This is a genomic window from Streptomyces sp. YIM 130001 (genome assembly GCF_003574445.1).
GTDB lineage: Bacteria > Actinomycetota > Actinomycetes > Streptomycetales > Streptomycetaceae > Streptomyces.
Window position 1 is genome coordinate 93,472 of sequence record NZ_KZ984559.1, and the last position, 24,690, is coordinate 118,161.

Below are 24,690 nucleotides of genomic sequence, written 5' to 3' on the forward strand. Positions count from 1 at the left end.
GACAGCGGCTCCGGGACCGGCGCACGCTGAATGGCGTCCCGCGCGCGGGCAGGGCGGACCGTCGGTCGGCCCGGCTGTCCTCGACGGGCGGGACACAGGGGACACTGGGGGTCACCGCGCTCGTACGGTCCGCTCCCGACCCCTGACCTCTAGGAGGCCTTGCTCCGTGTCCCTGTTCTGGCGGATCTTCCTGCTCAACGCCACGGTTCTGTTCGCCGCGGCCGGACTGCTGCTGCTCGGTCCGGTGACCATCTCGACACCGGTGCTGCTCACCGAGGCCCTCATCCTCGCCGTCGGGCTCGTGGCGATGCTGACGGCGAACGCCGCGCTGCTTCGGGTGGGGCTCGCCCCGCTGCAGCGGCTCACCAAGGCGATGAGCACCACGGATCTGCTGCGTCCCGGACGCCGGCCCGTGGTGTCGGGCCACGCGGAGATCGCCGGGCTCATCGAGACGTTCAACACGATGCTGGACCGGCTCGAGGCGGAGCGGGCGGCGAGCAGTGGTCTGGCCCTGTCCGCACAGGAGGCGGAACGGCGGCGTATCGCCCAGGAGCTGCACGACGAGATCGGCCAGACGCTCACGGCCGTCCTGCTCGAGCTGAAGCGGGTCGCCGACCAGGCCCCCACCGAGCTGCGGCCGCAGCTGCACTCGGTGCAGGAGACGACCCGGGCCAGCCTGGACGAGATCCGGCGGATCGCCCGGCGGCTGCGGCCAGGGGTTCTGGAGGAGCTGGGCCTGATCAGTTCGCTCAAGGCCTTGGCCAACGAGATCGCGGAGCACACCGACCTCACGGTGAAACGCCACTTCGATTCGGACCTGCCGACCCTCGACCACGAGACCGAGCTGGTGCTGTACCGGGTCGCTCAGGAGGGCCTGACCAACGCCGTACGGCACTCGGAGGCCCGGCGGGCGGACCTGACGCTGCGCACCGTCCCCGGCGGTGTCGACCTGTCGGTCGTCGACGACGGGCTCGGCATCGGCGCGGCGGCCGAGGGCGCGGGCATCCGCGGCATGCGCGAGCGCGCACTGCTGATCGGCGCCGAGCTGGTCATCGGGCCGGCTCCGGGCGGCGGCACCCGGGTACGTCTGCACGTGCCCGCAAAGAACGGGGAAAACTGACCATGGCCGACGATTCCACGACCCGCATCCTGCTCGCGGACGACCACGCGCTCGTACGCCGCGGAGTGCGCCTCATCCTGGACGGCGAGGAGGATCTGGCGGTGGTGGCCGAGGCCGGGGACGGCGCGGAGGCCATCGAGAAGGCCCGTGAGTTCCAGCCCGACCTGGCCATTCTCGACATCGCCATGCCCCGTCTCACCGGCCTGCAGGCGGCCCGCGAGCTCTCCCGGCTCCAGCCCGGTCTGCGCATCCTGATCCTGACGATGTACGACAACGAGCAGTACTTCTTCGAGGCGTTGAAGGCGGGTGCCAGCGGCTACGTGCTCAAATCGGTGGCCGACCGGGATCTGCTCGAGGCCTGCCGGGCCGCCATGCGGGACGAGCCGTTCATCTATCCGGGCGCGGTGGCCGCGCTGATCCGCAACTATCTGGACCGTGCGCGGCAGGGCGGGTCGATGCCGGAGAAGGCGATCACGGACCGGGAGGAGGAGATCCTCAAGCTGGTCGCCGAGGGACACACCTCGCAGGAGATCGCCGACCTGCTGGTGATCAGCAGCAAGACCGTCGAACGGCACCGCGCGAATCTCCTGCAGAAGCTGGGCCTGCGTGACCGCCTCGAGCTGACCCGCTACGCGATCCGGGTGGGGCTCATCGAGCCTTAGGAGGCGTGCCGGGACCCGTGCTTCCGCCGGCGGGCTCCGGCCGGAAGTTCCGGACGAAGCGCCGCTGCCAGGGCGTTTCGACGGCGTGCCCGTGGTAGTGCCGTCGGACGTAGTCGACCGCTTCGGCGGGCGGGACGCCGTCCAGGACGACGAGGCACGCCAGGGCGGTGCCGGTGCGGCCGATGCCGCCGCCGCAGGCGAGTTCGACGCGTTCTTCCGGGGCGCGCCGGAGCACCTCGGCCAGGACGGTCCGGAAGTGCGCCGGGTCCGCGGGCAGCCGGAAGTCCGGCCAGCGGATCCAGCGCGTCTCCCAGTCGGCGGGCGGCGGCTCCTTGCCGAGCAGCGCGACCGCGAAGGTCGGTCCCGGCCCGGACGGCACGGGGTGGCGCAGACCGCGGCCACGTACCAGCGCCCCGGAGGGCAGCTCCATCACACCGGGTGCGTCACGGTCCCAGGACTTCGTCATCGCGCCATCGTAGTAAGCCGTTCCGCCGCCGGGTGCCCCTCTGCACGAGATCGTCACCGGTGCCGCCCGGCGTACGGCTCAGAGCCTGCCCGACTTGCGCTCGCGCAGCAGCAGCCAGGCGAGGTACACGCCGCCTCCGACCCCGGAGACCACTCCGACCGGAAGCAGCGCCGAGCTGGAGATGCGCTGGGTCAGCAGATCGGCGGCACCGACCAGTACCGCCCCCATCCAGGCCGCCGGCAGCACGCCCGGCCCGGCGGAGCGCGTCACCCGGCGGGCCAGCTGCGGTGCCGCGAGGGCGATGAAGGGGATGGGTCCGGCGGCGGCGACGGCCATGGCGGTGAGGCCGGTGCCGGCCGCGAGCAGCGTGACCCGGCTGTGCTCGGGGCGTACGCCGAGGGCCGCGGCCGTGTCGTCGCCCATCTCCAGGAGGGTGAGGCGGCGGGCGTTGGCGAGAATCACCGGGACGAGGACGACGAGACCGATGGCGGCGATGATCACATCGCTCCAGCCGCGGCCGTTGAGTGAGCCCACCATCCAGGTGGCCGCCTGGGCTGCCTTGCCGATCTCGGCACGGACGTACAGGAAGCTCGTCGCGGCGCCGAGGACGGCGGAGGCGCCGATGCCGACGAGGACCAGGCGGTATCCGTGCACGCCGCGTTTCCAGGCGAGCAGGTAGACGGCGGCCGCCGTCAGACAGCCGCCGACGACTGCGCCGAGCGCGGTCTGCGCGGTGCCGAGGTCGAAGATGATGATGGCCATGAGCGCCCCGGCGGAGGCGCCGTTGCCGAAGCCGATGACGTCCGGGCTGCCCAGCGGATTGCGCGAGAGCGACTGGAACACGGCGCCGGACATTCCCATGGCGAAGCCGACGAGGACCGCGTCGAGCGCCCTCGGCAGCCGCAGGTCGAGGACGATGAACTCGGCTCCGGGCGGCCCGCCGCCGCCCAGTGTCTCGACCACCTCGACGGGTGTCAGCGCGTAGCGGCCGGTGCCGATGGCGAACACCGTCGCCAGCGCGCCGATCACCAGGAGCGCCGCGCAGACCAGCACGGCGCGGCGGTCGTAACGCATCGACCAGGCGCGGGTCCGCAGATGGCTGCGCCGCACCTCGAGGCCTTGGACGGGGGTCACAGCTTGGCCACCTTCCGCTGCCGTACCAGATGGATGAAGATCAGTCCGCCGATGAAGGCCGTCACGATGCCGACCTCGATCTCGGACGGCGGCACCAGGACCCGGCCCACCACGTCCGAGAACAGCAGGAGCGAGGGTGCGAAGAGGGCCGAGTACGGGAACAGCCAGCGCGGGTCCGTGCCGCAGAACGGCCGGACCGCGTGCGGGATCATCAGGCCGACGAAGCCGATCGGGCCGCACACCGCGGTCGCTCCGCCGCAGAGCAGGGTGATGGCCACGATGGACAGCACCCGGGTGCGCCCCGTGTGGGCGCCGAGCGCCTTGGCGGTGTCGTCGCCGAGAGACAGCGCGCCGAGCGGTCCCGAGAGTGCGAACGCGAGCAGGGCGCCGATGACGAGCAACGGCAGGGCGTTGACGAGGAGTTGGATGTCGCGGCCGGAGAGGGAGCCGACCGACCAGTGCCTCATGGTCTCCAGGGCGCCGAGGTCGACCAGTTGCAGTCCGTTCACGTAGCCGAAGAGCGCCGCGTTGACGGCGGTTCCGGCCAGGGCGAGCCGGACCGGTGTGGCCGCCCGGCTGCCGCCGAGCGCATTGACCAGGGTGGCGGCCACGGCGGCGCCGGCGAGGGAGAACCAGAGGTACCCGGAGAAGGAGCCGACGCCGAACACGCTGATCGCGGTGACCACGGCGGCCGACGCACCCGCGTTGACTCCGAGCAGTCCCGGATCGGCGAGCGGGTTGCGGGTCAGCGTCTGCATCAGGGCGCCGGCCAGGCCGAGGGCGGCGCCCGCGGCCACGCCGATCAGGGTGCGGGGCAGCCGCAGTTCGCGCACGATCCGATCACGCGGGGTGTCGGAGTGGTCGAAGACGGCCGACCAGACGTCCGACAGCGGGATGCGCTGGGTGCCGACGGCGAGTCCCGCGGCCAGCGCGACGACCAGCAGGGCCAGGCCGAGCACCAGACCCGCGATCCGTACCGACCGCCGGGTGCGGCGCTGCGGCTCGGGCTCGACCTCGGTCGGTCGCAGGGCAGTTGCGGTGGTCAACGGGACGCCTCCGGCACCGGGCGCACCGCGGCCGCGGTCTCGCGGCGATGCTGGAGGCAGTCCGCGTACGTCGGCAGCAGGCCCGCTGCGGACGCCTCCGCGAGGGTGGGCGCCGCGGCGTCGCGGGGTGAGAGCACGGGGGTGATGTCGGCGGGCCAGTCGATGCCGAGTTCGGGGTCCAGCGGGTGCACGCCGTGCTCGCGGCCCGGTGCGTAACCGGTGGAGCAGAGGTAGACCACGGTGGCCTCGTCACTCAGGGCGAGAAACGCGTGGCCGATCCCCTCCGAGAGATACACCGCGCTGCCTTCGCGCGCCTCGAGGAGGACGGTAGCTGACCTGCCGTACGTCGGCGATCCGGTACGCAGGTCGACCACCACGTCGAGCACGGAACCGGCCACGCAGGTCACATACTTGGCCTGCCCTGGCGGTACGTCGGCGAAGTGGATGCCCCGCAGGGCGCCTCGACGGGACACCGAGCAGTTGGCCTGGGCGAGCTGTACGGGATGGCCGACCGCCTCGCGGAAGGCGTCGTCGCGGAACCACTCGTGGAAACTTCCCCGTTCGTCGCGGTGCACGGGCGGGGTGCGGACCCATGCCCCTTCGATGCTCAGCGGGCGCACTCGGCTGCTCCTTCTCGGTCGGTGGGGTGGGCGGGGTCGGTGAGGGTCGGCATGGCCTCGGCCAGTGCGTCGGCCCAGGGTCGGGGTGGTGCGAGGCCGGCTGCCGCCCAGCGGTCGTGCGACAGGACGCTGAACTCGGGGCGTACTGCGGCCCGTTGGAGGTCGGCGCTGGATTGCGGCGAGACGAGCTCGGGGTCGGCGCCGACGCGCCGGTAGACCTCGCGGGCGAGTCCGTACCAGGTGGTGCGGCCCGCGGCGGTGGCGTGGAAGACGCCGGGATGCACGCCGGCCGCGAGGGCGAGCAGCCGGTCGGCCACGTCCCTGGCCCAGGTCGGCTGTCCGTGCTGGTCGTCGACGACGCGGACGGCGCCGCCGGCACGCGCCTTGGCGATCATGGTCGTGACGAAGTTGCGGCCTCCGCTGCCGTACATCCAGGCGGTGCGTACGACGGTGCCGGAGCGGGGCAGTTCGTCGAGTACGGCCAGCTCGCCGGCGAGTTTGGAGCGGCCGTAGGCGGTGCGGGGCGCGGCGGGGGCGTCTTCGGCGCGTGGGCTCGGGTCGTCGCCCGCGAAGACGTAGTCGGTGGAGACGTGCAGGAGGCGCGCTCCGCTGTCGGCGCAGGCGCGGGCCAGTGCGCGTACCGCGTCGCCGTTCGCCCGGGTCGCCTCGGCCTCGGCGGACTCGGCTCCGTCGACGTCGGTCCAGGCGGCGCAGTTGATGACGACGTCCGGGGTGAGGGCGCGGACGGCCGCGCGCACGGACCGTTCGTCGGTGAGGTCGAGGTCGGCCCGGGCCGGCGCGGCGTACGACTCCCCCGAGGCGGCGAGCCGGTCGCACAGTTCGCTGCCGAGCATGCCGGTGGCGCCGGTGACCAGATGGCGGATCATCCGGCTGCCTCCTGCCACAGGTCGCGGTGGTCGCGGTACCAGGCGACGGTCTCGGCGAGGCCGGAGGCCAGGTCGTGCCTCGGCCGGTAGCCGAGCTCGTCGCGGGCCTTGGACCAGTCGACGCTGTACCGCAGGTCGTGTCCGGGGCGGTCCGCGACGTGTTCGACGCTGTCCCAGGTGCGGCCGCAGGCCTCGAGGAGCCGTTCGGTCAGCTCGCGGTTGGTCAGTTCGGTACCGCCACCGATGTGGTAGACCTCGCCGGCCCTGCCCGAGTCGAGGACGAGGCGCACGGCGCGGCAGTGGTCGTCGACGTGCAGCCAGTCGCGGGAGTTCTTCCCGTCGCCGTAGAGCGGCACCCGGTGGCCGTCGAGCAGGCGGGTGGTGAACAGCGGGACGACCTTCTCGGGGTGCTGGTGGGACCCGTAGTTGTTCGAGCAGCGGGTGATCCGCACATCCAGGCCGTGGGTGCGGTGGTAGGCGAGGGCGAGCAGGTCGGAGCCCGCTTTGGAGGCGGAGTAAGGGGAGTTGGGGGCGAGTGGCTGGTCCTCGGTCCAGGAGCCGGACTCGATGGATCCGTAGACCTCGTCGGTGGAGATGTGCACGAAGCGGTCGATGCCGTTGCGCAGGGCCGATTCGAGGAGCGTCTGGGTTCCGAGGACGTTGGTGGACACGAAGTCGGTGCCGGAGGCGATGGAACGGTCCACGTGGGATTCGGCGGCGAAGTGCACGACCGCGTCGTGTTCGGCGAGCAGTGAGTCGACGAGCGGACGGTCACGGATGTCCCCGTGCACGAAGGTCAGACGCGGATCGTCCGCGACGGAGGCCAGGTTGGCACGGTTGCCGGCGTAGGTGAGCAGGTCGAGGACGGTGACGGTGCGGGGGGCGTCGTCGGCCAGCAGCGAGCGGACGAAGTGGGAGCCGATGAAGCCGGCTCCCCCGGTGACGAGCAGACGCATGGGGGACTCTCGGTTCGGGCTCCGGTGCCACGGCGGGATGCGCGGGCCGGAGCGGTGGTGTGGCGTCAGGCGGTGAGCTGGGCGAGGCTGTGGTCACCGAGAACCAACCGGTGGGCGCGCGGGGCCCGTTGCACCCCGGTGACCTGGACGCCGCGGCCGATCAGGGAACCGTCGATACGTCCGGCGTGCTCGATGCGGGAGCCGCCGAGGACGATCGAGAACTCCAGCTCGCTGCCGGTGATCGCACAGTCGCTGTCGACGGAGGTGGACGGGCCGACGTACGAGTCGGTGATCACGCTGTTCCTCCCGATCACGGCGGGGCCGACGATCCGTGAGCGGACGACGCGGGCGCCCGCCTCGATTCTGACCCGTCCGACGAGTTCGCTCGACTCGTCGACCGTGCCGAGCCGGGCCGGTTCGACGCGCTCGAGGACGGACCGGTTGACCTCGAGCATGTCGGTGACGTTCCCGGTGTCCTTCCAGTAGCCGCTGATCATGGTGGGGGTGACGGTACGTCCCTCGTCGACCAGCCACTGGATGGCGTCGGTGATCTCCAGTTCGCCGCGTGCCGAGGGTTTGATGGACCGTACGGCCTCGTGCACGGCGGGCGAGAACAAGTAGACGCCGACCAGGGCCAGGTCGCTGCGCGGCGCGGCGGGCTTCTCCTCGAGGCCCACCACTCGTCCGTCGGCGTCGAGTTCGGCGACTCCGAAGGCGGTCGGGTCGGTGACCTCGGTGAGGAGGATCTGGGCGTCGGGGCGTCTGGTGCGGAAGCCGTCGACGAGTTCGGTGATGCCGCCGACCACGAAGTTGTCGCCGAGGTACATGACGAAGTCGTCCTCGCCGAGCCAGTCGCGGGCGATGAGCACGGCGTGGGCGAGGCCGAGGGGCTGTTCCTGGGCGAGGTAGGTGACGCGGGCGCCGAAGGCCGAGCCGTCGCCGACGGCCGCCTCGATCTCCGGCGCGGTGTCACCGGTGACGATGCCGATGTCGGTGATGCCGGCGGCGACCAGGGATTCGATGCCGTAGAAGAGGACGGGTTTGTTGGCGACGGGGACGAGCTGCTTGGCGGAGGTGTGCGTGATCGGCCGCAGGCGGCTTCCGGTGCCGCCTGCGAGGACGAGTGCCTTCACGGTCGGGTCTCCTGAATCGTTCGGGTGTGGGGGGTGCGGGCTCGGGTGGTGGTCAGCTGCGGGCCGGGACGGCGTCGTCGCGGGACGGCACGTCCCCGGAGCCGCTGCGGCGCCAGAGTTCGGCGTAGCGGCCGTCGGCGGCCAGGAGTTCCTCGTGGGTTCCGTGCTCGGCGACCCGGCCGTCGTCGAGCACGATGATCCGGTCGGCGCGGGCGGCGGTGGACATGCGGTGGGCCACGAGGACGGTGGTGCGCCGGCCGGTGGCCAGGCGTTCGCCGGCCGCGGCGACGGCGCGTTCGGTGGCCGGGTCGAGGGCGGCGGTCGCCTCGTCGAGCAACAGCAGCCCGGGGTCGACGAGTTCGGCCCTGGCGAGGGCGATCAGCTGACGTTCGCCGGCGGAGAGCGAGCGCCCGCCCTCGGCCACCGGCTGGTGGAAGCCGTACGGCCGCGCGGCCACCACCTCGTGGGCGCCGACCGCGCGGGCGGCGGCCTCCACCTCGTGGTCGCCCGCGTCGGGACGCCCGTAGCGGATGTTGTCCGCGATGGTCCCGGTGAACAGGTGGGCCTCCTGCGGCACGTAGCCGATCAGCCGCCGGTACGCGGAGGGGTCCCAGCGCCGTATGTCGGTGCCGTCCACGGTGACCGAGCCGGCGTCCGGGTCGTAGAACCGGGCGAGCAGCTTGACCACGGTCGACTTGCCGGCGCCGGTCTCGCCGACCAGGGCGACCGTCTCGCCCGGTTCGACGCGCAGCGAGACCTCGGCGAGCGCGGGCCGGCCGGCGTCCGGGTAGCGGTGCTCGACGGCGGTCAGTTCGACGGCGCCGGTGAGACGGGCGGGCAGCGGCGCCGGGTCCTCGGTCTGCAGGACGGCCGGCTCGATGCGCAGCAACTGCACGATGCGCCGCAGGCCGACCGAGGCCTGCTGGTAGCTGTCGAAGGCGAGGGACAGCTGCTGGATCGGCGAGAAGAACATCCCGAGGTAGAGCATGAACGCGACCAGGACGCCGGAGCTGAGATCGCCGGACGCGACTTGGTGGGCGCCGACCAACAGCACCAGGGCTTTGGAGAGTTCGGCGCAGAGGTTGATCGCGGGGAAGTAGACGGAGGCGTAGCGCTGGGCCTTGAGCCGGGCGGCTCGGTAGGCGTCGGAGAGCTTGTCGAAGTCCGCCGCTGCTGACATTTCGCGACCTTGGGACTGGGCCGTGCGCAGTCCACTGACGTTCTCCTGGAGGCTGGAGTTGACCTCGCCGATGCGTCGTCTGGCATCGTCGTAGGCGGCGGAGGACAGTCGCCAGAAGACGGCGGTGGCGACGGCGACGAGCGGGAGCAGGGCGAGGGCGGCCAGGGCGAGCGGTGGGTGGACGATCACCATGGCGCAGACGGCGCCGGTGAGGGTGGCCGCGGAGGCGGCCGAGGTGACGAGGTTGGCCTGCAGGAACTGGGCGAGGGCGTCGATGTCGTTGACGATCCTGGTCATCACCTGGCCGCCGCGCTCGCGCTCGTAGAAGTCGAGGCCGAGGCGCTGCAGGTGGGCGAAGGTGCGCACACGCAAGCCGTACAGGACGCGCTCGCCGGCGCGGCGGGTCACCCGGGCCTGCAGGTTGAAGGCGCACCAGGCGACGGCGACGGTGACGGCGGCGAGCAGGACGTACCGGGCGAGGGTGGATCCGTCGCCGCGGCCGACTCCGTCGTCGAGTCCGTGGCGCACCAGGAGCGGCAGTGCGGTGCCGGCCACGGTGTCGACGGCGAGCAGGGCGAGGCCTACGAGCAGGGCGGCGCGGACCGGGCGGAGGAGTTTCCCGAGGCCGAACTTGCTGACCGGGGTGCGCAGTTCGCGCTCGTCCAGGCCCGGATCGCTGTCCTCGACGCGGGCCGGTCCGCCGGTGTCGTGGGGTGGCTCGGTGGGCTTGCTAGCAGATGCGGCGGATGCGGCGGCCGGCTTCTCGGGCACGACGGCCGGCTTCTCGGCATCGGCCGGCTGCGGCCACAGTTCGGGGGTCAGCCGGTCCGCGTCGGCGGCGGGCGCGGTGCGCTCGTCGACGGATCCGCTGGCGCCTGCGAGCAGTTCGCGGAACAGCGGGCAGCGTTCGGTGAGTTCGGCCTCGGTGCCGATGTCGACGAGCCGGCCTTCGTCGAGGACGGCGATCCGGTCGGCGAGCGAGAGGGTCGAGCGGCGGTGGGCGATCAGGACGGTGGTGCGGCCCTCGGTGGCGACGCGCAGGGCTTCGTGGATCTCGCTCTCGGTGGCCGGGTCGACCGCGGAGGTGGCGTCGTCGAGCACCAGGAGGCGGGGCCGGGCGACGAGGGCGCGGGCCAGGGCGATGCGCTGGCGCTGGCCGCCGGAGAGGCGGTTGCCGCGCTCGCCGGCCTCCGTGTCGTAGCCGTCGGGCAGTTCGGTGATGAATCCGTGCGCGTGGGCCGCTTCGGCTGCCGCGCGCACCTCGTCGTCGGTGGCGTCGGGGCGTCCATGGGCGATGTTCTCGCGCAGCGAGCAGGAGAAGAGGAACGGGTCCTCGAAGACGCTGTCCACCGTGCTGCGCAGCGAGGCCAGACGCAGCGCCTTGAGGTCGGCCGCGGCGCCGGGCGGGCCGAGGCGCACGCTGCCGGACTGGGGGTCGTAGAACCTGCTGACCAGCAGCGAGACGGTGGACTTGCCGGATCCGGAAGGTCCGACGACGGCGAGGGTCTCGCCGGCCGGCACGGTCAGGCTGAGGTCGCGGAGTACGGGGTCGCTGGGCGCGTAGCCGAAGGTGACGCCGCGGAGTTCGAGTTCGAGCGGTCCCTCGGCCACGTCGACGGCGTCGGGGGCATCGGTGATGTCCGGTGTGGCGTCGATGAGTTCGTGGACCCGCTCGAGGGCGGCGCGGGCCTGCTGGGCGGTGACGGTGAAGTTGGCGAGGAGGCGGGCGGGGCCGGCCAGCAGGGTCAGATATCCGGCGAAGGCGAGGAAGGTGCCGACGTCGAGGTTGCCGCGCAGCGCGAGCCAGCCACCGAGGGCGAGCACACCGACCTGGCCCGCGGCGGGCATCGCGGCCATGGTCGCGGTGGCGCCGGCCTGCAGCCGTGCGACCAGGACGCGGCGGGTGAAGAGCCCGCGCGCGGTGTGCGCGAGCCGGTCGGTCTCCCGGTCCTCCTGACCGAAGCCCTTGACGACGCGTACGCCGGTGACGGTCTCCTCGACGTGTTCGGCGACGGCTGCGGCCTGTGCCTGGGCGGCCCGCGTGGCCGGCACCAGACGCTTCCTGCTGCGGGCGGCGACGAAGGCGAGTGAGGGTACGACGGTCAGGGCGACGAGGGTCAGCGGGGCGGAGAGCCACAGCATCGCGGTGACCGAGGCGACGAAGAGGGTGATCACGCCGATCGGGATGGGGAGCATCCCGAGCATGACCTGAATCTGCTGCAGATCACTGTTGGCGCGGGACACCACCTGGCCGGTGCGCAGGACGTCCTGCTTGACTCCGTCGTAGCGCTGTACGGAGTCGAAGACCTGGGTACGCAGTTGGTGCTGGACGGCGAGCGCGAGTTTCCCGGCGTAGAAGCGGCGGGTGAACTCGGCGCCGAACTGCACCAGGGCGAGGACGACGAGCAGGACGGCCAGTTCCACCGCCCGGTGGGTGCGTCCGGCGACCGCGTCGTTCACGGCTGTCCCCGCGATCAGCGGTCCGAAGGCCTCGAGCCCGGTGCCGAAGACGGAACTGAGCACCACGGCGCTCAGCAGTCGGGGCTTACTGCGGCAGGCGGCCATGAGCCTGCGCAGACCTCTGGTCCGGAGTGGGGATCCATTCACCATGGAAGTTAGCTTAGGCTAAGCTAACTTCTAGTTGTCACACCGGATCCGGAATCGGCCACTGTTCGGGCCCGATTCCGCCTCCCGGGTGGGGGATTGACCCCACGAGTGCGCGGCTGCCCGACGGACGGACCCGCCCCGGACGTCGCCCGACCCCCCACCGCCATCCGATCGAGAAAGCGGGAAACGATGCGCGTCCTCTTCGCCGGCCCTCCCTTCTTCGGGCTCCTGTATCCGTTGGTTCCGCTCGCTCACGCGCTGCAGGCCGCCGGGCACGATGTGCTGCTCGGCACGTGCGGAGCAGCGGTCCGGCGTACCGCCGAAGCCGGCCTCCTCGCCGTCGACTGCGCACCCGGAATCGACCCCGGTGCCCTCTATGCCCAGATGGAACGGGACCGCCGCGGGAAGAAGCCGCCCTCGCCGGGCGAGCGCGGCGTTCCGGCCAAGGGCAAGGGTTTCTCGTTCTTCAGCGAGGAGATGGCCGACCGGATGGTCGCCACGGCCGAGTCCTTCGCGCCCGACCTGGTCGTGCACACCCCGAACGGTGTCGTGGGCCAGCTGGTCGCCGCCCGGCTGAAGGTGCCGTCCGTACTGCACGCGGTCGGCTTCGGGCACACCTCCGCGCACGTCGGCATGATGAACAACGCGCTCGCACCGGCCTACGAACGCCACGGCCTGTCCGGCCCCGACCCCATCGCCGCCTGGCTCGACGTGGCACCGCCGAGCATGTCCACCACGCAGGAGCCGCGCCGCTGGTTCCAGCGTTTCGTGCCGTTCAACGGCGGCGCGAGCCTGCCGCACTGGCTCTACGAGCAGCGGTCGCGGCCCCGCATCACGGTCACCCTCGGCACGGTGCGCCCGGTGGTCGACGGGGTCTCGCCGATGAAGTGGGTGGTGGACGCGGCACGCGAGACCAACGCCGAGTTCGTCCTCGCGCTCGGCGGCGCCGACCTCACCGATCTCGGCGAACTCCCCGAGAACGTAAGGGCGGTGGACTGGCTGCCGCTCACCTCGCTGCTGGCCGCGAGCGATGCGGTGATCCACCACGGCGGCGCCGGCACCACCCTGACCGCACTCGACTCGGGACTGCCGCAGATCGTGCTCGGCGAGGGCGCCGACCGTCCCGCCAACGCCGCTGCGGTGCGAGCCCGTGGCTGCGGCCTCGTCCCGGACGATCCGGACGACCTCACCCCGGAGCTGGTCGACCGCCTCCTGTCCGACCCCGGCCTGCGCCAGGCGGCCCGCAGCGTGGCCCAGGAGATGGCTGCGACCCCGAGTCCGGGCGAGACCGTGCCTCGCCTGGTCGAACTGGCGCGTACAGGAGGTGAGTTGCGATGACGAGCCCCGCTCCCCCGCAGGACGGAACCGGCCTGGCGGCCGACGTCCCGATCCCTGTCGTCAGCCCGGCCGTCGAGCGCCTGACCGCCCGCATCGAGCACGCGTCGCCCGCCGAACGGGCGGCCGCGGTGGCGGAGTTCACCCGCACCGCACACGAACACGGCACCCCGCTGGTGGAATCGCTGCCCGACGATGCGGACCACTGCGCCGTCACATTCCTCTGGTTCGGCCATCGCGCCACGCGTCGCGTCCTCCTGCTCGCGAACCGGCTGATCGACCGCGACCACCTGGCCGGCTCGCTGCTGCACCGGATCCCGGACACCGACATCTGGCATTTGTGCCTGCGGCTGCCCCGCGACCACCGCGGCTCGTACCAGCTGGTCGCCGACATCTCGCCCGGATCGCCGCCCGCCTCGGCCGACGAGGTGCAGAACCGGCTGCGCGCACTGTCCCGCTACGGCGAGGCGGATCCCCTCAACCCCCATAGGATTCCCTCGCGTTGGCGGGACGCCGCGAGCTCGGTGTTCGCCCTGCCGGACGCTCCGCCGCAGCCCTGGGCCGACCGGCGCCCGGGCATCGAACGGGGGCGTCTCGAGCGCCACCGCCAGCACAGCACCGCACTCGGCGCCGAACGCGACGTGTGGGTGTACCTGCCGGCCGGCGCGCCACCGCCCGGCGGCCTGCCCGTACTCGCCCTGTGCGACGGCGACATGTGGTTCGGCGAACTGGGGCTGCAGGACACCCTGGACGCACTGATCGCCGACGGCGCCGTACCGCCGTTCGCCGTACTGGCACCCGACGCGGTGGACAACCGCACCCGCTGGAGCGAGTTGGGCGGCCGGGACAGCTATGTCGCCTTCCTCGCCGACGAGTTGCTGCCGTGGGCGGCCGGGCGCTGGGGCATCACCACCGACCCCTCCCGCACGCTCGTCTCGGGTCAGAGCCTCGGCGGCATGACCGCCCTGTACGCGGGACATGTACGGCCCGACCGGTTCGGTCACGTACTGGCACAGTCGGCCTCGCTGTGGTGGCGGCCCGGGCTCGCCCCCGGCGTTCCGAAGACGTCCTCGGGCGCCGTCCCGTGGCTGGTCGGACTCGTCACGGACGGAGAACCGCGGCCCGTGACCGTGCGCCTGGACGTCGGCAGACACGAGGGCGAGATGGTCCGGCAGAGCCGCGCCCTGCGCGACGCCCTGCACGCCAAGGGCCAGCGCGTCCGGCTCACCGAGTACAACGGCGGCCACGACTACGCCTGTTGGCGCGGCTCACTCGCCGACGGTCTCGTCGCAGTCCTGGCGGACGGCGGCTGACCTGCCCGCCGTGAGCCCTGCCCCGAGCCACCCCCTGGGGCTATGCCCCTCCGTCCCCCGACAAGAACACCCCCGCCCTCACGGGGATCGACACATCACCTAGGAGCCGAACTTCATGTTCACCCCTCGTGCCCGTCGCGGTACCGCCCTTCTCGCCGCCGTGGCGGCCGGCGCGCTCGTTCTCGCCGGCTGCGGCAGTGACGACGACTCCGGTTCCGACAAGGCAGGTGCAGCCTCGGACACCCGTAAGGTCAAGGACGCCGACGGCAAGACCGTCGAGGTGCCCAAGGCACCCAAGAAGGTCGTGACGCTGAGCGAGCCCACGCTCGACGCCGCGCTCGCTCTCGGCATCGAGCCGATCGGCGCCACCGCGGGCCGCGGCCAGCAGGGGGTGTCGACGTATCTGGCGGACAAGGCCTCCAAGGCTGACGTGGTGGCCACTGTCGCGGAACCCGATCTCGAGAAGCTCGCCACCCTGCAGCCGGACCTGATCGTCCTGGACGAGACGGTCGGCTCCAAGCGGGTGCTGGACAAGCTCCGGGCGATCGCACCGACCGTACTGACGGCCAAGCTGAACGAGGACTGGAAGGTCGCGTTCAAGGCCACCGCGGACGCCCTGAACAAGTCCTCGGCCGCCGACGACCTGCTGAAGACCTTCGACGCGGACGTCACGAAGGCGAAGGACGCTCTCGGCAAGAACGCCAAGGCCGTGACCAGTGTCATCCGTTGGCAGGACGGCGCACCCTCGGTCGTCGGCAAGGGAGAGGGCCACGTCGGTTCCACGCTCGCCACGCTCGGCCTCGAACGGCCGAAGGACCAGCAGGGCGAGAGTGCGGGGCGCAGCGAGCCGGTGAGTCTGGAGAAGCTCGACACCATCGACGGCGACTGGCTGTTCCTGGGCGCTCTCGGCGACAAGGCGGCCGGTGAGAAGGCCTACAAGGAGGCGAAGAAGGTCCCCAACTTCTCCGCACTGAAGGCGGAGAAGGAGGGCCACGTGGTGGTCATCGAAGGCTCCGCCTGGAACAGTTCGGGCGGCCCGATCGCGGCCCGCACGGTCCTGGACGACGTGGAGAGCGCGCTGGCCGGCTGATCCGCGGCACGGGAAGGGCTCACCTCGGTCAAGGACATCGGGCAGAGCGCTGACGGGCGACGACGGTTGGGACTCGGCGGACACCGCCGGGCCGTCCCGTCATCGCCCGTCTTGCCGTCATGCACCGTCTTGTCGTCACGCACCGTCTCTTGCCGTCATGCCCCGTCTTGCCATCGTCGCCCGTCCTCGCCCGTTCGCGCACCGTCAGGCCGTCTCGGCTTCCGTGGCCGGTGCGCGGGTCTCTGCGACGACAGTCCAGGCCGCCGTGCCCCACAACGTCAGGGCCGCGAGCCCTCCGACCACCAGACGCATCGTCTCGGGTGATCCGTCGGCGAGCCGAATCCCGCATCCCGCAGCGCCCGCGAGCATCAACATGCCGCCCGGCACGCGTAGTTGAGGCTGCCCGAACACGGCCGCCAACGGCACGAAGTGCAATCCGACGACGACCGCGATCAGCGCCGGGATGTACTCCGGCACTCCCGCCCGGCCGCACACCACCGCGACGACGGCGATCACGGCCCACTGCGCGAGGTTGATCCACCCGAAGGCGCGCCGCTGTTCCTTCGGCGGCGGCCCGCCCATGGACTCCGGCAGCAGCCGCTTGGCGGCGAGCATCAGCGCCACGCTGACCGCCACGCCGGCCACCGACGCCGTGAGGACCACCGCCGTCGCCTCGAACGTACCGACTGCGGCTGCCCACCAGGCCAGTCCGAACAGCGCGAAGAACCCCACCCCTGCTTTGAACATGATCGAACCATAAGCAGCCTGGCCCCCTCGGAGCGACCCTTCGGCGGCACTGCTCGGGACGGGTACCGCGCTCCCGAGCGGCGACCGCAGCGGGACAACGTCGCACCAGCAGTCGCGGAACGCCCCAACTCCCCCTGCCGCCCCGCTCGCAGACGCTGCCGGGCTCGATTGTCAGACCCTCGCGCAAGACTGTCCGTAACGACAACGACACGAGGGAGCACCCGCGATGAACGACCTCGAAGTGGCCGCCGCACAGGCGTACGTGAGGCTTCTGCAGACCGCCCGTTCCGCGCTCGTCGCCCCGGACCGGGTTCCCGAGTCCTGGCCCCTGCTCGACGCCCCGATCGCGGAGGTCGACGCGGCACTCGACCGCGCCGGCCTCTCGGGGAACGAGGCGCATCTGTTCGACCTCGTCACCGCGCTGTACCCCCGGGTTCCCGCGGGGGTCGATACATGAGCGGCGCCGGCCGCGGTCCCGGGGTGAGGCTTGCGCCCACCATCGACGCGGCCCCGGCAGTGACTGCCGGGGCCGCGTCGATGGTGGCGTGGGCCGGGGAGGTTCCGTCGGTCGCCTCCCCGGCCGGTGCGGTTCCCGGTCAGACGCCCGCGCCCGCGGGCTCACGCTCCTGCGGTGCGGTGGGCGGGTTCTCGCCGTCGAGTTCCTGATGGAGCTTCTCGCCCTCGACGTCGACGTTGGGCAGCGCGCGGTCGAGCCACTTGGGCAGCCACCAGGCCTTGCTGCCGAGCAGGGCCAGCACGGCGGGCACGATGGCCATCCGGACGACGAAGGCGTCGAAGAGGACGGCAATCGCCAGGCCGAAGCCCATCATCTTGATCATGTCGTCGTTCTCCATGATGAAGCCGGAGAAGACGCTGATCATGATGATCGCGGCCGCGGCCACCACCCGTCCGCCGTGTGTGAAGCCGGTGATCACCGACTGCGCCGGACTCTGGCCCTGGACGTGCGCCTCGCGCATCCGGGTCACCAGGAAGACCTCGTAGTCCATCGCCAGGCCGAACACCACACCGATCATGAAGATCGGCATCATGCTCATGATCGGGCCGGGCTGGTCGACCCCGACGAGGTCCGCCAGCCAGCCCCACTGGAAGACGGCCACGACTGCACCGAGCGCGGCCAGGACCGAGAGCAGGAAGCCGAGGGCGGCCTTGAGCGGCACGAGGATCGAGCGGAAGACGAGCATCAGGAGGAGGAAGGCCAGTCCGACGACGAGCGCCAGATAGGGGATCAGCGCGTCGTCCAGGGTCTGCGAGAAGTCGATGGTCATGGCCGTTGCGCCGGTGACCAGCATCTCGGCGCCGGTGTCCGACTCGATGCCGTCAGCGAGCGAGCGGATCGACTTGACCAGGTCCTCGGTCGCCGCGTCGCTGGGACCGCTCTTGGGCACGACGGTGAGTGTGGCGGTGTCCTTCGCCTCGTTGAACGTCGCCGGGGTGACCGCGGCGGCCTCGCCGAGATCGGTGATCGCCTTGCCGACGGCGTCCGCGGCACCCTGGGCGTTGTCCGCGCCCTGGGCGTCGACGGTGATCATCAGCGGGCCGTTGAAGCCGGCCCCGAAGGACTCCGACAGCATGTCGTAGGCCTTGCGCTGCGTGGAGTCCGGCGCTGAACTGCCCTCGTCGGGCAGGCCGAGCTCCATGCTCGCCGCAGGTACGGCGATCACACCGAGGCCGAGTACGGCGGTGAGGAGCACGGTCACCGGGCGGCGCAGGACGAATCCGGCCCAGCGGGTGCCGAGCTTCGGACGGCCCTCGGCGGGCTTGTTGCCCTCGGCCACCGCAGCAGCCGCCTTGCGGTCCTTGCGACTGAGCGCCTTGCGTCCGGCGAAGCCGAGCAGTGCGGGTGTCATCGTCAGTGCGATGAGGACGGCGATCGCGACGGTCGCGGCCGCGGCCATACCCATCTTCGTGAGGATCGGGATGTTCACGACGGCCAGACCGGCGAGCGCCACGATCACGGTGAGTCCGGCGAAGACGACGGCCGATCCCGCGGTGCCGACGGCGCGGCCCGCCGCATCCTCGGGTTCCCGGCCGTCGGCGATCTCCGCCCGATAGCGGGAGACGATGAACAGGGCGTAGTCGATCGCGACCGCCAGGCCGATCATCATGGCCAGTGTGGAGGTGGTCGCGGACAGGTCGAGCACACTGCCGAGGGCCCCGATGCCGGACACCCCGATACCGACACCGATGATCGCGGACAGCAGGGGCATTCCGGCCGCTACCAGCGACCCGAAGGTCAGCACGAGGACGACAGCGGCCACCCCGATGCCGATGAGCTCGGCGCTGCCGCCGATCTCCTGTTCCGCCATCACCGCGTCCCCGCCGGTCTCGACGGTGAATCCGGCCTGGCGGGCGTCGTCGGTGGCCCGGGTGAGGGCGTCCCTCGCCTCGTCGGTCAGCTCCATCGCGTTGACCTTGTAGGTCACCGACGCGTAGGCGGTCGTACCGTCCTTGCTGACCGCATCGGCCTTGAACGGATCGGCGACCCCGGCGACCTGCGGACTGTCGCCGAGCGCGGTCACCAGACCGTCGACCTCGGCCTTGCCGTCGGCGCCGGATATCTTCTCGCCGTCCGGCGCCCGGATCACGACGCGAGCCTGAGCGCCCTCGGCACTCGCCGCGGGGAAGCGCTCGTCGAGGAGGTCGAAGGCCTTCTGGGACTCGGTTCCCGGCATGGCGAACGAGTCGTCGGGAGGCGCGGGGGCGGTCGATGCCGCGGCACCTGCGCCCACGAGCAGCGCCACCCAGAGCAGCGCGACGAGGCCACGGCGGCGAAATGCACGACGGCCCAGTCGATAAAGGAACGTAGCCACGGGAACCAAGCTTCCTGGGGGAAGGGATACGGGCAGGAGGAACCCGACGACCACGTAGCACCGGCAGTCATCGAGGTGACGTTTTCCATGGTCGTGGCGGAACTGGGCCTTCTGATCCGCCCCAATGACCGGACTGCTGTACTGCAATCGCGGTATGTCCGACATCGCGCCGCCACCGAGAGGTGTACTCGGCCCTCATACGTGTACACCGCACACCGATCGCCGACCGCTCCCCGCCGGTGGCCGCCCCGCACCCGCACCGTGCCACCATGGCGCCCCGTGACGCACATCGACCCGGCAGACCGCCCGCAGCCCGCGCACCCGCATTCCGCGCACCCGGCGCCCGAGGAGCCGACGCCACCCGTCACGGACTCGGGCTGGCCCGACGTGCCGGGCGAGACCTCGCTCACCATCCGGGTGCCCGAGGCAGACGCCCTGGTGCACGCCGGACTGCCGCCCGCGCACGTCACCGTCCTGTACCCGTTCCTGCACCTCGGCCGGATCGACACCGCCGTGGACCGCGAACTACGTGAACTCTTCGGCGCCCACGCCCCGTTCGAGCTCTCCTTGGCACAGTTCCTGCGTTACCCCGGGGTCCTCTGCCTCGACCCCCGCCCGCGCGAACCGGTGCGGGCCCTCACCTCCGCCCTCACCTCCCGCTGGCCCGAAGCCCGCCCGTACCGGGGGATCTTCGGGGACGGCCTCGACCCGCACCTGACGCTCGCCAACCACGAGGGACCGGCTACCTGGCGCGCGGCGTACGACGCGCTCGAGTCCCGTCTCGCGCCGGCGCTCCCCCTGTCCTCCCGCGTCACCGAGATCCACCTGGGTGTCTTCGGCGCCGACGGCTGGAGTTACGCCCGGTCGTACCGCCTGGGGACAACCCCGGCGGGCAGGACGGTCCCCCGCCCGGTTGCGGGTCCCGGCCGCGTCTCCGGCAGGATGGCAGCGAGGATCGAACGCATTCCTGAGGAGAGCTGATGAGCCTGTACGACATCCCCCTGCGCACCCTGTCCGGTGACCCGACCTCCCTCGGCACCTTCGAGGGCAAGGCCGTGCTTGTGGTCAACGTGGCGTCCAAGTGCGGGCTCACACCGCAGTACGCGGGCCTCGAGCGGCTCCAACAGCGTTACGCGGAACGCGGCTTCACCGTCGTCGGCGTGCCCTGCAACCAGTTCGCCGGCCAGGAGCCCGGTTCACCGGAGGAGATCGAGACCTTCTGCTCGACGACGTACGGCACGACGTTCCCGCTCCTGGAGAAGACCGAGGTCAACGGCCCCGGCCGGCATCCGCTCTACACCGAGCTGACCCGCACCCAGGACGCCGAGGGCGAGTCGGGCGACATCCAGTGGAACTTCGAGAAGTTCCTGGCGAACGACCGCGGTGAGGTCGTGGGCCGCTTCCGCCCCCGCACCGAGCCGGAGGACGCCGAACTCGTCGCCGCGATCGAAGCGGTGCTGCCGGCCTGACCTTCCGTGGTGCGGGTGGCCGCGCCGGCCACCCGCACCACGGCGCCGGTCAGGCGCTGACGGGGTAGTCCGTGTATCCGCGGTGGTCACCGCCGAAGAACGCCGCGCGGTCGGGAGTGTTGAACGGACCGCCGGTGGCGAGCCGGGCGGGCAGATCGGGGTTGGCGAGGAAGAGCGCTCCGTAGGCGACGAGGTCGGCGGTGCCGTCCTCGATCAGCGACAGGGCGTCGGGCCCGGTGGGGTCGGATCCGGTGAACGGGTTGAGTACGAAGGTGCCGGGCCAGGCCTTGCGCAGCCGGCCGACCAGTTCTCGTACCCCGGCGGCTTCCATCTGGTGCAGATAGGCGAGACCGAGCGGGGCGAGCTCGTCCACCAGGGCCGCGTAGGTGGCCTCGATGTCCGCCGGATCGCCCTCGTCGATGTCGTTGTAGGGATTGGCGGGCGAGATCCGGAAGCCGACCTTTTCGGCACCGATGGCCTCGGCCACGGCCTTGGCGGTCTCCACGGCGAAGCGGATCCGTCCCAGCGGGCTGCCGCCCCAGCCGTCGGTACGCCGGTTGCTGCCCGGGGCGAGGAACTGATGGATCAAGTAGCCGTTCGCGCCGTGCAGTTCCACACCGTCGAAGCCGGCCTCGATCGCGTTGCGCGCGGCGGTGGCGAAGTCGGCAACGGTCTGCGCGATCTCCTCCTCGGTCAGCTCGTGCGGGACGACGAAGTCGAGCGGTCCTTCGTGGGTGTACACCTGGCCCTGGGCCTGCACGGCGGAAGGCGCCACCGGGGTGAGACCGGTCAGGGACGGGTGTCCGATCCGCCCCGTGTGCATGATCTGCACGAAGATCCGGCCACCTTCCGCGTGGACCGCATCGGTGACCTTGCGCCAGGCCGCGATCTGCTCGGCGGTGTGGATGCCTGGGGTGTCCGGGTACCCCTGGCCGACGGCGGAGGGCTGAGTGCCCTCGGTGACGATCAGGCCGGCGCCCGCGCGCTGCGCGTAGTACTCCGCCATCAGGTCCGTCGGAGTCCGGCCGGGCCCGAAGGCGCGACTGCGGGTCATCGGGGCCATCACCGTGCGGTTGCTGAGGGGCGTACCGGAGAGGTCGTACGGGTCAAAGGCAGTGGTCATGATCAGCTTCCTTGATCGGCATCACGCAACTCATTGCCTGTCCGAACAAGTAAATCGCCCGCACCATTCCCTGCCGCGTGTGACCTGGACCACTCGATCGACCCAACGGCTCGCCTCCAGGCGGCATCCGCCCATACCCCGCACTCCGGCTGAACGGGCCGCATCGGCGGTAAACTCCCCCTTGGCCGGACAGTCGACAACCACCGAAGGGCCCTGCAGCGGATGGCGAAGGAAACAGGCCCGGCGCCCGAAGAGGACTGTAAGGACCCCACGCCCCTGCCCCCATCGGTCGCCGCAGGGGCCATGAACCACGCGGTCTTCCGAGTGGCCAGGCTGCACCGCCTGCTCGCCGCCCAACTCCTGCGCCGCGTAGGGCTCCACCCCGGGCAGGAGCTGGTCATGATGCAGCTGTGGGACCGCGGCCCCCAGCGTCAGACCGACCTCGTCCGCCTGCTCGGCTCCGACGCCGCCACCATGACCCGTACGGTCAAGCGACTGGAGAACGCCGGCTTCGTCCGCCGCCGCCCGAGCGACACCGACGGACGCGCCACGATCATCGACCCCACCACCGCAAGCCTCGCGCTCCGCAAGCAGGTCGAGGACATCTGGTCAGAACTCGAACACCACACCTCCAGCGGCCTGACCCCCCAGGAACAACAGACCGCCATCACCACCCTGACCCACATCGAATCCAATCTCACCCACGCCATCGGCCACCTCCCGACGACGGACTGACGGACTGACGGACAGCGGCCGCCCTCACCCGTCGCCCCGGAGACGCGCCTTCCCGTGCCTGCGCATCGGCCCGGGAAGGGCCTATTGACGCCCTCGAGTGGCGAACCACGCGGCCAGCGCCCCGCCGGGGAGGGCCACCGCCGCGTACATCAGGACCGCTTCACCGAGCCCGCCGCCGAAGCGCTGCTGATCGCTGATGAACATGGCCAAGAAGAACAGCATCACCGCGGCGATACGACCAACGGCCGCAGCGGTCCCCGTACTCTTCACCTGCCATGCCCCCATCGCTTCAGGTCCTCGGCGCCCTTGAACTCGGCGAGGTACGAGAATCGCATCTCGATGCTCTTCTTGCACTTGGCCAGGAGCGTCTGATCGTCGCCGGCCCGGGCGATGTTGTCGGTCCGGTCGGCGTGGCCGCCGAGGTTCGGCGCAACCTTCCGTGAGCGTGACTTCGATGATCTCCATGGCGAGCCTCGTACCCGCAGCCGCCGTACTGAGCATCGAGGACCGGTAGTTGATCGCCGTCACGCCCGACCATTCAGCTGTGGCGATGCCCCGACCGGACTCGCCGCCGGAGATCTCATGGGTGACCCGTACACCGCTCCGGGGCCGAGACCATCACCGGCGCCCACGTAGGTCAGGCGCCGCTCGATCGTCACATCGCCCGCGGCCGTGCCGAAGCACTGCCGCTCGGACGCGTGCAGCTTGATCAAGAAACGCCTGCGCGCCGTCGACGCCAGCCCCTGCGGCTCAGGCGATGACGGCGGCGCTCGCCCCCACGTCCCTGGCCGCCGTTTCCTGGCCGCGGCAGGCGGAGTGGGAGGGAAGCAGGGCGGCGGTGGGGTGAAGTGGCTCCTGGGAGCCCGGGCGCCCTCCCGAGTGGCGGGCTTCGTGAGGTGGTCGGAGGGCGATCTCTGCCGCCGCCGGCCCTGAGAGCCGAGAAGCGCCCTCCCCGCTCCGGGAGGGCGCTGCTTCAGCGGGTGGCCGAGTGACGTCCGGTCAGCGGATCGGCAGGCCCGACAGTGTGCGGGCGATGACGAGGCGCTGGATCTCGCTGGTGCCCTCGAAGATGGTGTAGATCGCGGCGTCTCGGTGCATGCGCTCGACCGGGTACTCGCGGGTGAAGCCGTTACCGCCGAGGATCTGGATCGCCTGGCCGGTGACCTTCTTGGCGGTCTCGCTGGCGTAGAGCTTCGACATCGAGCCCTCCGCCGAGGTGAAGCGCTTGCCCGCGGTGGCCATCCACGAGGCGCGCCAGACCAGGAGCCGGGCCGCGTCGATCGACGTGCGCATGTCGGCCAACTGGAAGGCCACGCCCTGGTTGTCGATGATCGGGCGGCCGAACTGGCTGCGGGTCTTGGCGTACTCGAGCGCCTCCTCGTAGGCGGCGCGCGCAGTGCCGACCGCCATGGCACCCACGGCGGGGCGGGAGGCCTCGAAGGTGGCCATCGCGGCGTTCTTGACCCGCTCGCCACCGGTCTTCGCGCGCTCGTGGGCGCGGGCGAGACGCTCGTCCAGCTTCTCCTTGCCGCCGAGGAGGCAGTGCCCGGGGATCCGGACGTCCTCGAGGACGACCTCGGCGGTGTGCGAGGCGCGGATGCCGTGCTTCTTGAACTTCTGACCCTGGGAAAGGCCGGGGGTGTTCGGCGGGACGATGAAGGAGGCGTGCCCCTTGGAGCCGAGCTCCGGGTCGACGACGGCGACGACCACGTGGACGTTGGCGATGCCGCCGTTGGTCGCCCAGGTCTTGGTGCCGTTCAGGACCCACTCGTCCTTGGCCTCGTCGTACACGGCGCGGGTACGCATCGAGGCCACGTCCGAACCGGCGTCGGGCTCGGAGGAGCAGAAGGCGGCGACCTTGACGTCGTCGGCGGCGCCGTACATCTGCGGGACCCAGGTGCCGATCTGCTCCTCGGTACCGTTGGCGAGAACGCCGACGGCGGCGAGTCCGGTGCCGACGATGGACAGCGCGATTCCCGCATCACCCCAGAACAGCTCTTCCATCGTCATCGGGATGCCGAGCCCGGTCGGGTCGAAGAACTGCTGCGCGTAGAAGTCGAGCGAGTAGATGCCCAGCTTCGCGGCCTCCTGGATGACCGGCCAGGGCGTCTCCTCGCGCTCGTCCCACTCGGCGGCCGCAGGACGGATCACATCGGCGGCGAAACCGTGGAGCCAGTCCCGGACTTCCTTCTGCTCGTCGTTCAGCTCCATGGTGAACTCGGCCATGTCCCCTCCT

The 24,690-nt window shown here is 71.3% G+C and carries 22 protein-coding genes; 9 read left to right on the top strand and 13 right to left on the bottom strand.

Annotation, left to right across the window (positions count from 1 at the left end):
* Positions 1-166 precede the first annotated feature (166 nt).
* Both DSC45_RS21585 and DSC45_RS21590 read left to right on the top strand, forming a co-directional pair.
* On the top strand, positions 167-1,120 hold the full coding sequence (locus tag DSC45_RS21585) for a sensor histidine kinase (RefSeq protein WP_119293463.1): 954 nt from the start codon (positions 167-169) through the stop codon (positions 1,118-1,120).
* 2 nt (positions 1,121-1,122) lie between these two features.
* Entirely contained in the window at positions 1,123-1,782 is a 660-nt protein-coding gene (locus tag DSC45_RS21590; RefSeq protein WP_119293465.1) for a response regulator, read from the top strand.
* On the opposite strand, the gene DSC45_RS21595 is transcribed toward DSC45_RS21590, so the two are convergent.
* The 8 genes from DSC45_RS21595 to DSC45_RS21630 form a co-directional block, all read right to left on the bottom strand.
* Complete coding sequence (locus DSC45_RS21595; protein WP_119293467.1) at positions 1,769-2,248, bottom strand: protein-tyrosine phosphatase family protein; 480 nt, start codon at positions 2,246-2,248, stop codon at positions 1,769-1,771. The two genes, DSC45_RS21590 and DSC45_RS21595, sit on opposite strands and share 14 nt — an antisense overlap.
* A 78-nt stretch (positions 2,249-2,326) precedes the next feature.
* The gene (locus DSC45_RS21600; protein WP_346426669.1) at positions 2,327-3,382 is read right to left on the bottom strand and encodes a FecCD family ABC transporter permease; all 1,056 of its coding nucleotides are present in this window, start codon (positions 3,380-3,382) and stop codon (positions 2,327-2,329) included.
* Positions 3,379-4,428: a FecCD family ABC transporter permease gene (locus DSC45_RS21605; RefSeq protein ID WP_240434770.1), complete on the bottom strand. Its 1,050-nt coding sequence runs from the start codon at positions 4,426-4,428 to the stop codon at positions 3,379-3,381. Before DSC45_RS21605 ends, DSC45_RS21600 begins: the two co-directional genes overlap by 4 nt.
* A complete protein-coding gene (gene rfbC / locus DSC45_RS21610; protein ID WP_119293469.1) occupies positions 4,425-5,048 on the bottom strand; it encodes a dTDP-4-dehydrorhamnose 3,5-epimerase in 624 nt (207 codons plus the stop codon). Before rfbC ends, DSC45_RS21605 begins: the two co-directional genes overlap by 4 nt.
* Positions 5,036-5,935: a dTDP-4-dehydrorhamnose reductase gene (gene rfbD / locus DSC45_RS21615; protein WP_119293471.1), complete on the bottom strand. Its 900-nt coding sequence runs from the start codon at positions 5,933-5,935 to the stop codon at positions 5,036-5,038. The genes rfbC and rfbD overlap by 13 nt, the downstream gene beginning before the upstream one ends.
* Positions 5,932-6,891, bottom strand: a complete 960-nt coding sequence (gene rfbB, locus DSC45_RS21620) for a dTDP-glucose 4,6-dehydratase (RefSeq protein ID WP_119293473.1) — start codon at positions 6,889-6,891, stop codon at positions 5,932-5,934. The genes rfbD and rfbB overlap by 4 nt, the downstream gene beginning before the upstream one ends.
* A gap of 65 nt (positions 6,892-6,956) precedes the next feature.
* Positions 6,957-8,024, bottom strand: coding sequence for a glucose-1-phosphate thymidylyltransferase (locus DSC45_RS21625; RefSeq protein ID WP_119293475.1), 1,068 nt, complete (start codon positions 8,022-8,024; stop codon positions 6,957-6,959).
* 52 nt (positions 8,025-8,076) lie between these two features.
* The gene (locus DSC45_RS21630; RefSeq protein ID WP_119293477.1) at positions 8,077-11,814 is read right to left on the bottom strand and encodes an ABC transporter ATP-binding protein; all 3,738 of its coding nucleotides are present in this window, start codon (positions 11,812-11,814) and stop codon (positions 8,077-8,079) included.
* 186 nt (positions 11,815-12,000) lie between these two features.
* On the opposite strand from DSC45_RS21630, the gene DSC45_RS21635 reads away from it, so the two are divergent.
* From DSC45_RS21635 to DSC45_RS21645, 3 genes are all read left to right on the top strand, one after another.
* The gene (locus tag DSC45_RS21635; protein WP_119293479.1) at positions 12,001-13,149 is read left to right on the top strand and encodes a nucleotide disphospho-sugar-binding domain-containing protein; all 1,149 of its coding nucleotides are present in this window, start codon (positions 12,001-12,003) and stop codon (positions 13,147-13,149) included.
* Entirely contained in the window at positions 13,146-14,459 is a 1,314-nt protein-coding gene (gene fes / locus DSC45_RS21640) for an enterochelin esterase (RefSeq protein ID WP_119293481.1), read from the top strand. The genes DSC45_RS21635 and fes overlap by 4 nt, the downstream gene beginning before the upstream one ends.
* Before the next feature lie 115 nt (positions 14,460-14,574).
* Positions 14,575-15,549: an ABC transporter substrate-binding protein gene (locus DSC45_RS21645; RefSeq protein ID WP_119293483.1), complete on the top strand. Its 975-nt coding sequence runs from the start codon at positions 14,575-14,577 to the stop codon at positions 15,547-15,549.
* A gap of 204 nt (positions 15,550-15,753) precedes the next feature.
* On the opposite strand, the gene DSC45_RS21650 is transcribed toward DSC45_RS21645, so the two are convergent.
* Positions 15,754-16,296, bottom strand: a complete 543-nt coding sequence (locus tag DSC45_RS21650) for a hypothetical protein (protein WP_119293485.1) — start codon at positions 16,294-16,296, stop codon at positions 15,754-15,756.
* 226 nt (positions 16,297-16,522) lie between these two features.
* Here DSC45_RS21650 and DSC45_RS21655 point away from each other — a divergent pair, with 226 nt between their 5' ends.
* Complete coding sequence (locus DSC45_RS21655) at positions 16,523-16,753, top strand: hypothetical protein (RefSeq protein ID WP_119293487.1); 231 nt, start codon at positions 16,523-16,525, stop codon at positions 16,751-16,753.
* A gap of 139 nt (positions 16,754-16,892) precedes the next feature.
* On the opposite strand, the gene DSC45_RS21660 is transcribed toward DSC45_RS21655, so the two are convergent.
* On the bottom strand, positions 16,893-19,127 hold the full coding sequence (locus DSC45_RS21660) for an MMPL family transporter (RefSeq protein ID WP_119293489.1): 2,235 nt from the start codon (positions 19,125-19,127) through the stop codon (positions 16,893-16,895).
* 279 nt (positions 19,128-19,406) lie between these two features.
* Between DSC45_RS21660 and DSC45_RS21665 the strand changes: the two genes are divergently transcribed.
* Positions 19,407-20,108, top strand: coding sequence for a 2'-5' RNA ligase family protein (locus DSC45_RS21665; RefSeq protein WP_240434771.1), 702 nt, complete (start codon positions 19,407-19,409; stop codon positions 20,106-20,108).
* Positions 20,108-20,596, top strand: coding sequence for a glutathione peroxidase (locus DSC45_RS21670; RefSeq protein ID WP_119293493.1), 489 nt, complete (start codon positions 20,108-20,110; stop codon positions 20,594-20,596). The genes DSC45_RS21665 and DSC45_RS21670 overlap by 1 nt, the downstream gene beginning before the upstream one ends.
* Positions 20,597-20,645: 49 nt before the next feature.
* Here DSC45_RS21670 and DSC45_RS21675 read toward each other — a convergent pair whose 3' ends face one another.
* Positions 20,646-21,719 (bottom strand): alkene reductase, encoded by a 1,074-nt coding sequence (locus DSC45_RS21675; protein ID WP_119293495.1) that lies wholly within the window; start codon positions 21,717-21,719, stop codon positions 20,646-20,648.
* Positions 21,720-22,022: 303 nt separating this feature from the next.
* Here DSC45_RS21675 and DSC45_RS21680 point away from each other — a divergent pair, with 303 nt between their 5' ends.
* Positions 22,023-22,454: a MarR family winged helix-turn-helix transcriptional regulator gene (locus DSC45_RS21680; protein ID WP_240434772.1), complete on the top strand. Its 432-nt coding sequence runs from the start codon at positions 22,023-22,025 to the stop codon at positions 22,452-22,454.
* An 81-nt stretch (positions 22,455-22,535) separates the two neighbouring features.
* Here the strand turns inward: DSC45_RS21680 and DSC45_RS21685 are convergent, their stop codons facing one another.
* Together DSC45_RS21685 and DSC45_RS21690 are read right to left on the bottom strand one after the other, a co-directional pair.
* Positions 22,536-22,739: a hypothetical protein gene (locus tag DSC45_RS21685; RefSeq protein ID WP_119293499.1), complete on the bottom strand. Its 204-nt coding sequence runs from the start codon at positions 22,737-22,739 to the stop codon at positions 22,536-22,538.
* 714 nt (positions 22,740-23,453) lie between these two features.
* Positions 23,454-24,680 carry an acyl-CoA dehydrogenase family protein gene (locus tag DSC45_RS21690; protein WP_119293501.1) on the bottom strand — a complete coding sequence of 409 codons (1,227 nt, stop codon included), beginning with the start codon at positions 24,678-24,680 and terminating at the stop codon, positions 23,454-23,456.
* Between the last annotated feature and the right edge of the window lie 10 nt (positions 24,681-24,690).